The organism is Legionella steigerwaltii, from assembly GCF_001468065.1.
In the GTDB taxonomy this organism is placed as follows: Bacteria; Pseudomonadota; Gammaproteobacteria; order Legionellales; family Legionellaceae; genus Legionella; species Legionella steigerwaltii.
In genome coordinates, this window is the sequence record NZ_LNYZ01000013.1 from 253,806 (window position 1) to 267,257 (window position 13,452).

Consider the following 13,452-nt stretch of genomic DNA (forward strand, 5'->3'; position numbering starts at 1 on the left):
CTCTAATGTTTCAATTACCCTTTTAAAAAACAGCTTCAATCTGGATTATCATCAAAAATTATTGAAAATAATGGAGATGATGGAGCAACATCAATTGGATTTAGTGGATTTTTTATCCCATCATCCTAAAGGTAAAATCATTCCTCAATACCTGCTAGCACTTGCCAAAATTATTATAGAAGAAAATGAGAAAAATAATATTGAAGTAGATAACTTACAGAATGATTTACGGCTTATTAGTCAAATAGTAGATACACAAAAATCAGTTAGCGGCCTATCCAGTGTAAATGAAAAAATTTATCTTCCAGAAATACTCGATACCGCAATAAACATTACGATGAGCTCCTCAAAAAATGCTCATGTTACGATTACTAAAGAGCTTGAACCTGCACCTTTAGTCACTGTTGATAAGTCCAAGCTACTGCAAATATTGATCAATCTAATTCAAAATGCCAAAGAATCGGTTTTAGAAAGCACTGCGTCCCCTATTAAAGAAATCAAATTAATGATTCAAAAAACAGGAAAAAATTCGGTGCAAATCATTGTTGCAGACAATGGCATTGGCATTAATACAGAAAATTTACAACGTATCTTTGCTTTTGGATTTACTACCAAAAAAAATGGTCACGGTTTTGGCTTGCACAGCTCCGCGTTATCAGCTCAAGAAATGGGTGGTTCCCTTTTAGCTGAAAGCAAAGGAGAAGGATATGGAGCTCAATTTATCTTGACCTTACCAATTATTGATAGCGCTTATAAACAGGGGGCTCCTGATGAGTGATATACCATTACATATTATGATTATTGATGATAATCCTTCAATCCATCAGGATTTTATTAAAGTTTTGGCTGCCTCAAACACTAAGTCAGAATTGAACCATTTAGACAAACAATTATTTGATGATGAGGCCTCTTTAAGCAATCCGTGTAGCCCTGACATCGAGTGCTTTTTACCCAAATTTATTTTTACTACAGCCTGCCAAGGCAAAGAAGCAATTAATATAATTCAAAAAGATCTCGATGCGGGAATACATTATGCTTTGGCCTTTGTTGATATAAGAATGCCACCAGGATGGGATGGGATTGAAACAGTGAAGCACATGTGGAAGATTGATCCTGATATTCAAGTAGTAATTTGTACTGCTTACTCTGATTACAGTTGGGAGGAAACAGTAAAAGAATTAGGAATGGGAGATAATTATCTTATTCTGAAGAAGCCTTTTGACGTGGTAGCAGTACGACAACTTGCTTGTGCATTAACGAGAAAATGGATTTTGGCTAATGATTCCAAACATCATGAGAAAATACTGCAACAAACAGTTGAGGAGCGCACAGAATCCTTACAGCAATCATTGTCGCTTTTAAGATCCACATTTGAATCGTCTGCTGATGGAATTTTAGTTGTCGATTTGAATAACAAGATTATTGATTGTAATTCGAAATTCGTCTCCATGTGGAATATCCCACAATCCATGTTAGAAACTGATGATGGAAATATCATTTTATATTACATGCTCAATCAGCTCACTAAACCCAGAGAATATTTAGCCGATATTAATCGTCTCAGGAAAAATAGAGATGAAATCACTAGAGAAATTGTGACTTTTAGGAAAGGTAAAATATTGGAATGCTACACGCTTCCTCACCGTTTGAATGAAAATACGATTGGTCGAGTTTGGAGTTTCCGTGATATAACAGAACAGGCAAACCTTGAGAAACAGCTTAAATATCAAGCATTGCATGATCCATTAACCCAACTGCCTAACCGAGCCTTGTTAATTGACAGAATACAAGCCCACATTGAGTATGCAAAAAAAAATGAACAACAATTCGCTATTTTGTATTTTGATTTAGATCGATTTAAATTAGTTAATGACAGTTTGTCACATGAAGTTGGTGATCAATTATTACGTTTAGTTGCACAACGATGGTCTTCTTTAATTCGCAAAGAAGATACTATGGCTCGAATTGGGGGAGACGAATTTGTCATGACCCGCGAGATAGCTAAAAATGAAGATGTTGGAATTATTGCCAATAAAATTTTAGACTCAATGCACGAGCCATTCAAAATAGCAAATCGTGATTTAATTATTACTACTACTGTAGGAATAAGTATCTACCCTCAAGATGGAAAGACGCCTGGCGATTTGTTAAAAAATTCTGATTTAGCAATGTATCAGGCGAAAGAACGTGGAGGAAACCAGTATTCTTTTTACTCCACTCAATTGCATGAATATTCTGATAGATGCTTTAAACTCGAATCCGATTTGCGTAATGCCATTAAAAATAAAGAGTTTTTTTTATTATACCAGCCACAATTCAGTCTTGATAATAAAGAAAACCTATTAGCCGTTGAAGCTTTAATTCGATGGAACCATCCAGAAAAAGGATTGTTATTACCTTTAGATTTCATTCCTTTGGCAGAGGAAACAGGTTTAATTATACCTATAGGTGAATGGATTATCAGTGAGGTTTGTCGCCAAATAAAGTCTTGGCATCAAAAAGGATTACCTTATATTCAAGTTGCTGTTAATATTACTACTCGTCAATTACAACAGCCTAATTTTATTTATGTTGTAGAAAAAATTTTAAAAGAAAATCTACTCGATCCTCACTATTTAGAATTTGAAATTTCTGAAAATGTGATCATAACGCACAGAAATATTGTACAGACACTTAATCAGCTCAAACAAATAGGCATCCAAATTGCTTTAGATGATTTTGGAACAGGGAATTCGAGCATCAATTATCTCAAACAACTTCACATTGATTCACTAAAAATCGATCAATCGTTTATCCAAAATATATCCTCTTCACGAAGTGATGAAGTAATCATTGAAGCCATCATTTCTATGGCTCGAAGTTTTAATTTTAAAGTGATTGCTGAAGGAGTAGAAAGTAAGAAACAACTGGATTTTTTAAAGCAACAACACTGTGATGAAGTGCAAGGATTCTTTTTCAGTAAGCCCTTAAGCTCGCGCGGGATTGAAAAGTTTTTAAAGCATCGTCTTTAATATTTTTCATGACGTGGACAATCAAAATGACTTGATAATGATCTATCAAGTCATTTGTACCTCTTTATGCAAGATAAGAACCCACCTCGGGTCTAATTTTCTTCAATTGATTTAAGGGCGAATGATCAGGTGTTGCCATTTTATCGACTGGAAGATAAAAAGTTTGCTCTAACAAGTGCTGGCCACTTAATGCGGCATGCGAGACATGATCAGTAAAAACGATCCAAGTACTTTGAGCAGGAAAATCAATTTGCACCTTTTCAACCTTTGCCTGATAAGCATCATCCAACTTCATCGTGTCATGTAAATGCAACATGTAATGATCATAGGGTGAGCGCAAAGTTTTAGTTGCTTTAACCAGCTTCAGCAGTTTTGCTTTTATTTTATTGTAAGGAGCGATTCTGGGCGCAAAACGATGAAGAACATCAGCAAAAGGCTCACCCACATTCCATACCCGAGGTACATTATGGGGGTTTACATTGCAAAAGACACGCAAAATTCTCAAACCATGGACAGGACTTGCTGAAAATGAATCAACATGCAAACGAGTATCATCTTTTCGTTTTGAGGAAATACGTCCATAAATTTGTGCCGGTCTAAAACTGGTCCTCCCCCATTGCAAATGGGGCACATAAGAAGGCAAAGCCATCTGAATTAATTGATGTGCAAATTCTGCATAACCATGCATCATCGCAGTAAGCTTAGTATCCAAGCTACCCACTTCTTTTTTATAAGCACTCAACTTTTTATTACGAATATCATAACTTATATTTTTACGACTGCCGTCCAAAATATGCTCTGATAGTAAGGCAGGATCTACAGGGGAGAAACAATATTCTGGGAAAAACAAAACATTGCCCTCTTCCAATTGATTAATACTCTTTTGTTGATCGATTTGCTCTATGTTTTGTGTGAATAAATAAGAATTCATTCTTTTATCCTAAATAATATGTCGAACTCACGTTAATTTAGTAAAAATTTAATGCTACATCGAATATAATCCCAAAATCCAATTTTTACTTTTTGCTGGATCATACCATGTCACTTTGCCCTTGTGGATCACAAAATACATATGAGCTGTGTTGCGGTTTATATTTGGATAAAAAACAATTGCCCGAAACCCCGGAACAATTGATGCGATCGCGATATACTGCATATACTCTGGGCAAAATTGATTACATCAAAAATACAATGAAAGGCAAAGCCTTAATAGGCTTTAATGAACTGGAAGCGAAACAGTGGGCTGAAGGTGTGACCTGGATTAATTTAGAGGTCATAAACTCAAGCATGTCAGATCCTGATAAAGGATTCGTCGAGTTTGCAGCACGTTTTTCTGAACACAACCAAGTGAAAATTATTCATGAACTCAGTGAGTTTCATAAAGAGAATGGCCATTGGTTCTATGTAAGTGGCGTGCATAAGCAAGATCTAAAAAAGATCAGTAAACCCAAAATCGCCCGTAACGCACCCTGCCCTTGTGGTAGTGGTAAAAAATTTAAAAATTGTCATGGAAAAGAGAGTTAAAATATGAATGGTCACTTATTGCTTAATATCTTTATCTTTCTTGCCGCCGCTAGCATTATGGTTCCTATTGCCAGCCGTTTCAAACTTGGTTCAGTCCTGGGTTACCTTATAGTTGGTATTCTTATTGGTCCTTTTGGATTAAAACTGATTGGAAACGCTCAACAAATTATGAATTTTGGTGAATTTGGTGTGATCATGATGCTATTTCTCATCGGTTTAGAATTAGAGCCAGCTATGTTGTGGAAGCTTCGCAAGCTCATTATAGGCTTAGGTGACTTGCAAGTACTCTTAACTACATGCGTTTTGACTGGGATTGGATTGATGCTTGGTTATAATTGGCAGGCAACTTTAGCTGTAAGTATGGCTTTGTCCCTGTCATCAACAGCCTTGGTACTGCAAATGCTCCAAGAAAAAAACCTTCTGAAAACGGCAGAGGGTGAAACCTCATTTGCAGTTCTCTTATTTCAAGATATTGCCGTAATCCCCATATTAATCATCATTCCCTTACTTGCTCAACATGAGAATATTCAAATTAATCCTCATGAAACTTCATTCATTATGCATCTTCCCAGATGGTTGCATGCGATTCTAGTCGCCGGAATCATTGGAGCCGTCATTTTAGTGGGCCAGTATTTATCCAGGTACTTGTTCAAGATTATTGCCAAAACCAATTTACGTGAAGTATTTACCGCCTTTTCTCTTGCTTTGGTAGTGGGTGTAACCCTGTTAATGGAGTCTATAGGTGTATCCCCTGCTTTAGGCGCATTTATTGCCGGGGTTGTGTTAGCAAACTCTGAATACAAACACGCAGTTGATGCAGACATTCAACCTTTCAAAGGGATTCTGCTTGGATTATTTTTTATATCCGTGGGAATGGCGATGAATTTCTCTCTTTTTTCTCACCATGCGATGCTCATTGTGGCCGCTGTATTTACTTTAATTATCATCAAAGCAATTATTTTATTTTTTTTGGGCTCCATCTTTGATTTAACAAAACTACAAAGTATTGGTTTTGCATTTGCCTTAGCACAAGGGAGTGAGTTTGCCTTCGTACTCTTTGACTATGCTGGGGCTACCAAAGTAATTAATCAGGAAACTGCGGCATTTTTTACCCTTGTTGTTGCATTATCTATGCTTGCCACTCCTTTTTTAATGCTTTTCTATCATCGATTTGTCATACCTAAGTTTATGAGTTTCATACCCGAACGAGAGTATGATTCCTTCAATGAAAGAAATGGAATTATTCTTGCGGGGTATGGACGTTTCGGTCAGATTATTGGCCGTTTACTTAACGGTGAAAATATAACAATTACCGTATTGGAAAAAAATCCAGAACAAATCGAACTACTCAGGAAATTTGGTTATGTTGGCTATTTTGGAGATGCCAGTCGATTGGATCTTTTAAAGAGCGCTGGTGCTGAACACGCTAAACTGCTTATAGTTGCTGTTGGAAATGTAGATGCGAATCTAAAAATTGTTAAGCTCGCCAAACAACACTTCCCCCACTTAAAAATTTTTGTTCGAGCGCGTAACCGTCGTCATGCTTATGAACTACATCGAATCGGTGTGGATTATTTCATCCGAGAATTATTTGACTCATCTTTATCTATGACTAAAGAAGTCATGAAATTTCTGGGATACAACAATGAGGATATTCGCAAAAAATCATCAGCATTCAGAAAACATGATGAGGCAACATTAATCCAGTCTTTTGATTTTTTTGAAGAAGAAAGCGAGCTAATCAATTTTTCACGTCAAGCAAAGGGCGAGCTAGAGCGTATTCTTCAATCGAGTTAAAAATTACAAATTTCATTATGATAACTTATTTATCGTAGCCTGGGTGCAGCGCAGCGGAACCCGGGAATGCTATGGCACCGATCCCGGGTTCCGCTGCGCTGCACCCAGGCTACCCAAACACCTAGACTACGATGACTACATGATTCAGAGGAGTATTAACTACACATGATCAATCTTCAAATTTCTTTAGAAACTTTTCTAAGAGAATATTGGCAAAAAAAGCCCTTAGTGATTCGCAATGCGCTACCAAACTTTGCTGCTCCATTATCTCCTGATGAGTTGGCTGGACTTGCTCTTGAAGACGATGTCGAAAGTCGTCTTGTCTTTGAAACACCTCATGAAAAACCCTATTGGCATTTAAAGCGTGGACCATTTTGTGAAAATGATTTTAGTAGTCTACCCTCAACACACTGGACCTTGCTTGTTCAAGGGGTGGATCGATTAATTCCAGAAATTTATAGCTTGCTTGATCATTTTGATTTCATTCCACAATGGCGGATCGACGACATCATGATTAGTTATGCGGTCCTCCATGGTAGTGTTGGGCCTCATTACGATAATTATGACGTCTTTTTATACCAGGCCCAGGGACGACGAGAATGGTCCCTCACGACCAAAGGCTGTACTAATGAAAATTACATTAACGATCTCGAACTTCGGATCATGAATCAATTTGACGTAGAAGAACGCCTAATTCTCGAAGAGGGAGATATGTTATACCTTCCACCACATGTAGGCCACTACGGTATTTCACTTTCCGAAGAATGTATGACCTATTCCTTTGGCTACCGGAGCTATCAAGGACAAGAGTTGTTAGATAGTCTTAGTGATTATCTAGCTGAGAAAGGTACATTCAAAACATTATATCAAGATCCAGACTGGACACAGTTGCACAATACCTCTGAGATCACTCGTCCTGCCTGGCAAAGCGCACAAAAACTGTTACAGCAATTAATTAATGATGATAAGACCATCAAATCCTGGTTCGGTTGTTTTGCAACACGATTGGATCAACACGCTGAACTTCAGTTACCTTTGCCTTTAGAAGAGACTGAGACAAGTGATTTATCACATTTTATTCAAGAAATAAAAGCTGGGGCAGATCTCACCAGAGACGCATCATGTCGTTTTGCTTACCAGATTCCAGATGAGCAATCTGAATATCAATTTTATATTAATGGTTGTGAGTGGGATATAGCTGGGGTTTCTCATGATTTGATAAGCTATATTGCCAATAATCGCTACTTATCCCATCAAACATTTACTGCTTATATAAATACTACACAAAATCAAATATTTATTTATAATTTATGGAAATTACAATGGTTGTACATGACTGAAAATTAGGACCTGTTTTTTACTTAATATAAAAATTTAAAACTTTGAATATAAATTGGTTAAATTCAAAAACGTAGAGTATAGTTAATATACATACCATAATAAGGATAGGTAATGAAAAGAATAATACTGGCTGTAATCCTGGTGTGCTCAACTGCCTTACTAGGCAACTGTTCAAATAATCCATGTTGCGGAACGTGTGCTAGTGATTGTGGGGGTTGTGGTGGTTGCAATGGAAGTTGGTATTAAAAATTACTGCAATATGTAGCCTGGGTGAAGCAAAGCGTAACCCGGGTTACGCTTTGCTTCACCCAGGCTACAGTTCTGATCAATATGAAACGGTTACAATGATTGTATGATTTTTATCCATCACTCTCACTACGAATGAATTGGAGTTTTAATTGGCCAAGGTTAATTTTATGGCTGAATAAAGTAAGCAATGCGCCAGTTAATACCAAGACAATGCCTACTGCACCCCACAGATCTAGTTCTTCTCCTAGGAGTAATACACCAAAAATTACCACAAACACTGGTTCCAAAACGGATAAAATAGAGGCTTTTTCGGAGCTGATGTATTTTAAGCTGTATAACAAAAATACTATGGGAATTACCGTTGCAATAATAGAAATACCAAATAAATGGTACCAAACACCCATAGAAGACGGGATTGCAAAAGAATGATTAAAAAGAGAAACAATTAAACTCGTTGTCATACAACCCAAACACACCATAAAAGTGGACATATTGGGAGAGAGCTCATTTTTTTTACTACCGATCACATAGCAAGCATAAAAAAAAGCGGACGCAATGCCCAGTAAAATTCCCCATAAGTTAAAAGACAATGCCTCTAAATCCACCATAAGCGCCATACCAATTAAAATAACCGCAATAGCGAAATAATAAACTTTAGGAATTGACTGATCATAAAAGAAATAGTTGAGCAACATAATCAGTACTGGATAGGTAAAAAAGATAACCATCGCTAATCCAGAACCTATGTAATAAGAGGCTAAAAAATAAAGCCAGGTTGAAATACCATAGAAAAAAACTCCTGTAAAAAAAGCAATGGACATATTTTTATAAGAGTCATTGTTTTTTTTAACTTTCGGGAGCATGATCATTAAAATAATCATACTCGAAATAAGAAAGCGCCAAAACAACATAGTGCTTGCGGATAAGTTGCCATTCATCGCGCTTAAGCCAAAATATCCAATAAAACTGTAAAGGAATCCAGATAAAATAGCATAGATAGAACCACGATATTCTTGATTTATCATTATGATAACTGCCTGAAAACTGACTTAAAATAGAAGGTTGGATTCTTGCCCAACCTGAAAGTCGGAAGGTAAAATTAAACCTACATAAAAACTTAAAAAATAGTGTATCATTTTTTCCACAAAATATCACATTGAAAATAAAAGATACATACCGTATCATTTATCTACTTTTTTATTGAGAATTTAATCATGCTTCGTTTTTTGTTCGTTCTCTCTTGTCTCTTTGTAGTAGTTACCGATGTTTATGCTGATTCTTCTTCGTGTACTGAACACCAATGTGTTGCCGTTGTTGATGCTGGGAGTACAGGCTCAAGACTTCATGTGTTTGCATATGATCTTGATGAAACAAACACGCCTTCTCATATTTCTGAAATATGGTCTAAAAAAGTAAAGCCTGGATTTGCAATGATTGAAGCAAATCAAAATACCATAGATGCGTACCTAACAACCCTCTTCTCAGGTGCTCCTACACAACACATCCCTGTTTATTTTTATGCAACAGCAGGAATGCGCCTTGTACCACAAACCAAACAAAAAACTTATTACCAAGAAGTACAAAAGTGGTTTAATCAGAAATCTGAGTGGCAACTAATGGAAGCAAAAACGATTACTGGACTTGATGAGGCATTATATGACTGGCTTGCAGTGAATTATCACATAGGGGCACTCCAATCATCTTCTAGTCAATCCGTAGGAGTTATGGATATTGGTGGAGCTTCAGTACAAATTGTTTTCCCAATTCAAAAAAATGTCGACAACAAAGGCTCTCAAGTTGAATTGAATCTATATGGTCAACATATCAATTTATCCCTTCACAGTTTTCTAGGCCTTGGACAAAACGAAATGACTCACCAGCTTCTGGATACTACCTCATGCTTCTCAGATGGCTATCCTCTTCCAGACGGAAATTCAGGACAAGGAGATGCTTTTACTTGTGAACAAGAGGTGTCACCATTAATTAAAATGCATAAAGTTACCAATGAAGTGCAACCTATTCTTTCTGCTAGCCACATTAATTCATGGTATGCCATCGGTGGTTTTCCAAATCTTGCAGAAAGCAAACCGTTCCAATTCCACAATAATCAATTAGTTATTCAAGATTTGTTACAACAAGCAAATAGTCTGATTTGTCACCAACAATGGGAAAGTCTGAGCAATCAATTTCCAAATAATGAGTACATTGAGTCCTATTGCCTCTTACCAGCGTTTTATTATGCTCTAATGGTAGAGGGCTATGGTTTAACAGCAAACCAAACAGTGAATTATGTTCCTTCTGCGCAAAATCTGGATTGGACTTTAGGTGTAGTGTTGCATCATTAATGGCAGGCTGCGAATCTGTAATTCATTAGAATCCCCTCTCCCACTTGTGGGAGAGGGCTAGGTGTAAGGGTTCATCAATCGTAATCAGTGCCCTCATCCGCCCTAACGGGCACCTTCTCCCCTGTGGGGAGAAGGGAAATTCCTGTACTGCTCCCGGGCTACAATGATTGGATGATTCATAATGCCTCTAGCGAAAAATCCTCTATCCTTAAAGCCATTGATTGACCATAAAAGCAACATAAAGCATCACGAAATTTTTGCGCGCGTGGTGATAATCCATGGGTACAATAATGTAGCACTTGTTGATAAACCGCCTGTTTAAATGCAATAGTATCTGATTCAGCCCCATTTAAATTATCGATACTGATATAAAATTTATGGCCTGCAGCCTTTGAAAGTATCCACTCCAATGCTTGCGGCTTTACTTCAACATATTGAAATAAAGCTTGTTGCTCTGCTGTACGTCCGTCTGGCATATACCAATATCCAAAATCAACTTGCTTCCTACGCTCTTCTCCAGCAATAAGCCAGTGAGAGCACTCATGCAGCGCACTGCTAAAAAAGCCATGTGCAAAATATAACGCATTATAAGGACGTTGTTCATCAGCGGGTAAGTAAATTGGCTCGTTGTCGCCTTTAACAAGCTGAGTATTAAACTCTTCTCCAAAACAATTATTAAAGAGAATTATTAGATCCTGATATTGATGCACAAATGGCTTTTCACTCATTAATTTACACATACTGCCTAATTTATACTAATATATTTAAAGAGTCATTATTTTTTGTAACTTCACGGAATTTGGAGTTCCGACGATAAAAATGCAAAAAAAAGCGCTGTCATACAGATTAGGAAGATTTATAAACAAGCTGCGATGGCCAATTATAGGTTTTTGGTTACTTGTTATATTACTCTGCATCCCTTTTTTACCGCACATTATTACCCCATTTAAAACAACTGGATTTATTGATGAAAGTTCTGCAAGTGCAAAAGCGGAACAATACATGGATAAAAAATTAGGCTATAACGATAAAAATAAATTTCTTATCATGTTCCATAGTTCAAACCTTTCAGCAACTGAGCCACTATTTAAAGAAAAAATTAAAAAATCATTATCTGATTTAAAAGATTTTCCAATTAAACACGAAATCATTTACCCTGATGATAAAAATCAAATTTCCAAGGATAAACATACAGCTTATGTTGCAGTAATCTTCAAAACGAATAAACCCCTTAGTGATGAATTATTAAAACAATTTAAACAATCAATAAAAAAGCCTTCCCATATGACAATACTGTTTGGGGGGGAACCTCTTTTCGTTCAAAATGTGAACAAGCAAACGCAGACTGATCTATATAAAGCTGATTTTGTCGCCACACCGGTAGCGATTATCACTTTAATTCTTGTATTTGGATCAGTAGTTGCTGCCACACTGCCAATTATCTTGGGCGGTGGCTGTGCAATAATTATTTTAACGACGCTCTATTTTTTTGGTCATCTGTTCACCCTTTCTATTTTCACGATCAACATCGCTTTATTGCTCGGTTTGTGCCTTTGTTTGGATTATTCACTGTTTTTCATTAGTCGATTTAGGGATGAGTTGAAAAATGGATTAAATATTGAAGAAGCGATTGCTACAACCCAAGAAACAGCAGGTAAAGCAATTTTTTTTAGTGGCTTGGCTGTTTTTGTAAGTCTTAGTGCTTTATTTTTATTTCCAGTCAACATCTTATTTTCAGTTGCCGTTGGTGGCTTAGCTGCTGTTTTTTTTGCAGTATTAATTTCGACTATCTTTTTGCCAGCAATCCTTGCTGTACTCAAATCAAAAATTAATTTTTTATCAGTGCGTATATTTAGAAATAAAAACCATTACAGTTACTGGCGCTGGCTCGCAGAGCGAGTCGTGCACCACCCCTATCTTTTTTTCTTCCCAATACTTATCTTTTTATTAGTGCTTGGATATCCATTTTTGACGGCACAATTTGGTATATCGGATTATCGCATTTTTCCAGAAAAGTCAGAACACCGTGCTTTTTATGATATGTACGCAAAGAAATTTCAGATTGAACAATTAAATCCAGTAGTCCTGGTTATTGAATCACCCTCTTCATCCATCTTATCACGTCATAATTTGTCCAAAATATATGATTTGGTACATAAGCTAAAACAAAACCCGCTGGTCAAAGAAGTCAATGGCATTATCAGCAGTAAGTCAGATCTAAAAAAAGGCCAATACTACACTCTTTATCATTTGAATAAAAAATTACTCGATATACGTGTGAAACAATTATTGGAGACAACTACAACCAAACATATGGCGATTATTAGTGTAATTAGCAAGTATCCAGTCAATTCAGAAGAAACCAAAAAACTGGTTAATGAATTACATCACATAAAATTAGGTTCGGGATTAAAAGTGCAACTGACTGGAATCGCGGCGAGTAATATTGATGTGCTGCATAGTATTTATCGCGTACTTCCTTACGCCATCTTATGGATAATTGTATTTTCTTATCTAATCTTGCTTTTACTCCTAAGATCATTGTTCTTGCCTTTGAAAGCAATTTTAATGACTTTATTAAGCCTTAGTGCCTCATACGGTGCGCTGGTTTTTGTATTCCAGCAAGGATATTTTTCTAAAATACTTAATTTTCAACCCCAAGAAATGCTCGATATTAGTTTATTAGTTATTATATTTTGTGCATTATTTGGCTTTTCCATGGACTATGAGGTATTTCTACTGACTCGGATTAAAGAGGCTCATCAGCTAACTAAAGATAACAACAACAGTATTATTTTTGGCATTGAAAAAAGCAGTCGAATTATTACGAGTGCAGCCCTTATTGTTATCGTGATTTGTTGCTCCTTCTTAATCGCAGATGTATTAATGGTTAAAGCATTCGGACTTGGTATCGCGGTTGCTATTTTTGTGGATGCCTTTTTAATACGAAGCTTTTTAGTCCCTGCTACAATGGCTCTCTTTAAAAATTGGGTTTGGTACCTCCCAAAATGGTTGGATCGACTCTTGCCTAAGCTGTAATCCTAAATTCTCAAGCTCAGCGCATCTACTTCCTCTAAGTTGAATATACCAGAAGTGTTTACTATACTGAATTTAAAGGTTTTTTAGTTAATTTTTACAGAAGACAACAGAGCATTAGGATCATAAATGCTTCGTCATGAATAAAA

Annotated in this window: 10 protein-coding genes; 7 read left to right on the top strand and 3 right to left on the bottom strand. The window is 36.5% G+C overall.

Going from position 1 to position 13,452, the window contains the following annotated elements; translation table 11 throughout:
- Window positions 1-778: sensor histidine kinase (locus tag Lstg_RS08975; protein ID WP_156413867.1), on the top strand; the 778-nt coding region annotated here is incomplete at its 5' end.
- Window positions 771-3,011: an EAL domain-containing protein gene (locus Lstg_RS08980; protein WP_058477328.1), complete on the top strand. Its 2,241-nt coding sequence runs from the start codon at window positions 771-773 to the stop codon at window positions 3,009-3,011. The genes Lstg_RS08975 and Lstg_RS08980, both read left to right, overlap by 8 nt.
- A 64-nt stretch (window positions 3,012-3,075) precedes the next feature.
- On the opposite strand, the gene Lstg_RS08985 is transcribed toward Lstg_RS08980, so the two are convergent.
- Window positions 3,076-3,942, bottom strand: coding sequence for a Kdo hydroxylase KdoO (locus Lstg_RS08985; RefSeq protein WP_058477329.1), 867 nt, complete (start codon window positions 3,940-3,942; stop codon window positions 3,076-3,078).
- Window positions 3,943-4,049: 107 nt separating this feature from the next.
- Here Lstg_RS08985 and Lstg_RS08990 point away from each other — a divergent pair, with 107 nt between their 5' ends.
- The 3 genes from Lstg_RS08990 to Lstg_RS09000 all read left to right on the top strand — a co-directional run bounded on the left by Lstg_RS08990 (window position 4,050) and on the right by Lstg_RS09000 (window position 7,679).
- Window positions 4,050-4,535, top strand: coding sequence for a YchJ family protein (locus tag Lstg_RS08990; RefSeq protein ID WP_058477330.1), 486 nt, complete (start codon window positions 4,050-4,052; stop codon window positions 4,533-4,535).
- Window positions 4,536-4,538: 3 nt separating this feature from the next.
- Window positions 4,539-6,332: a monovalent cation:proton antiporter-2 (CPA2) family protein gene (locus tag Lstg_RS08995; protein WP_058477331.1), complete on the top strand. Its 1,794-nt coding sequence runs from the start codon at window positions 4,539-4,541 to the stop codon at window positions 6,330-6,332.
- A gap of 165 nt (window positions 6,333-6,497) precedes the next feature.
- Complete coding sequence (locus tag Lstg_RS09000; RefSeq protein WP_058477332.1) at window positions 6,498-7,679, top strand: cupin domain-containing protein; 1,182 nt, start codon at window positions 6,498-6,500, stop codon at window positions 7,677-7,679.
- A 353-nt stretch (window positions 7,680-8,032) separates the two neighbouring features.
- Here the strand turns inward: Lstg_RS09000 and Lstg_RS09005 are convergent, their stop codons facing one another.
- Entirely contained in the window at window positions 8,033-8,947 is a 915-nt protein-coding gene (locus tag Lstg_RS09005; RefSeq protein WP_172462833.1) for a DMT family transporter, read from the bottom strand.
- A gap of 189 nt (window positions 8,948-9,136) precedes the next feature.
- Between Lstg_RS09005 and Lstg_RS09010 the strand changes: the two genes are divergently transcribed.
- Entirely contained in the window at window positions 9,137-10,267 is a 1,131-nt protein-coding gene (locus tag Lstg_RS09010; RefSeq protein ID WP_058477334.1) for an acetate and sugar kinases/Hsc70/actin family protein, read from the top strand.
- 176 nt (window positions 10,268-10,443) lie between these two features.
- Here the strand turns inward: Lstg_RS09010 and Lstg_RS09015 are convergent, their stop codons facing one another.
- Window positions 10,444-10,977 carry an elongation factor P hydroxylase gene (locus Lstg_RS09015; protein ID WP_058477679.1) on the bottom strand — a complete coding sequence of 178 codons (534 nt, stop codon included), beginning with the start codon at window positions 10,975-10,977 and terminating at the stop codon, window positions 10,444-10,446.
- A gap of 109 nt (window positions 10,978-11,086) precedes the next feature.
- Between Lstg_RS09015 and Lstg_RS09020 the strand changes: the two genes are divergently transcribed.
- The gene (locus Lstg_RS09020) at window positions 11,087-13,306 is read left to right on the top strand and encodes an MMPL family transporter (protein ID WP_058477335.1); all 2,220 of its coding nucleotides are present in this window, start codon (window positions 11,087-11,089) and stop codon (window positions 13,304-13,306) included.
- The last annotated feature ends 146 nt before the right edge of the window (window positions 13,307-13,452 follow it).

Excerpts from the sequence above, each read along its gene's own strand:
- Lstg_RS08980 (WP_058477328.1), top strand. The coding sequence starts at position 771 with ATGAGTGATATACCATTACATATTATGATTATTGATGATAATCCTTCA.
- Lstg_RS08985 (WP_058477329.1), bottom strand. The coding sequence starts at position 3,942 with ATGAATTCTTATTTATTCACACAAAACATAGAGCAAATCGATCAACAA.
- Lstg_RS08990 (WP_058477330.1), top strand. The coding sequence starts at position 4,050 with ATGTCACTTTGCCCTTGTGGATCACAAAATACATATGAGCTGTGTTGC.
- Lstg_RS08995 (WP_058477331.1), top strand. The coding sequence starts at position 4,539 with ATGAATGGTCACTTATTGCTTAATATCTTTATCTTTCTTGCCGCCGCT.
- Lstg_RS09000 (WP_058477332.1), top strand. The coding sequence starts at position 6,498 with ATGATCAATCTTCAAATTTCTTTAGAAACTTTTCTAAGAGAATATTGG.
- Lstg_RS09005 (WP_172462833.1), bottom strand. The coding sequence starts at position 8,947 with ATGATAAATCAAGAATATCGTGGTTCTATCTATGCTATTTTATCTGGA.
- Lstg_RS09010 (WP_058477334.1), top strand. The coding sequence starts at position 9,137 with ATGCTTCGTTTTTTGTTCGTTCTCTCTTGTCTCTTTGTAGTAGTTACC.
- Lstg_RS09020 (WP_058477335.1), top strand. The coding sequence starts at position 11,087 with ATGCAAAAAAAAGCGCTGTCATACAGATTAGGAAGATTTATAAACAAG.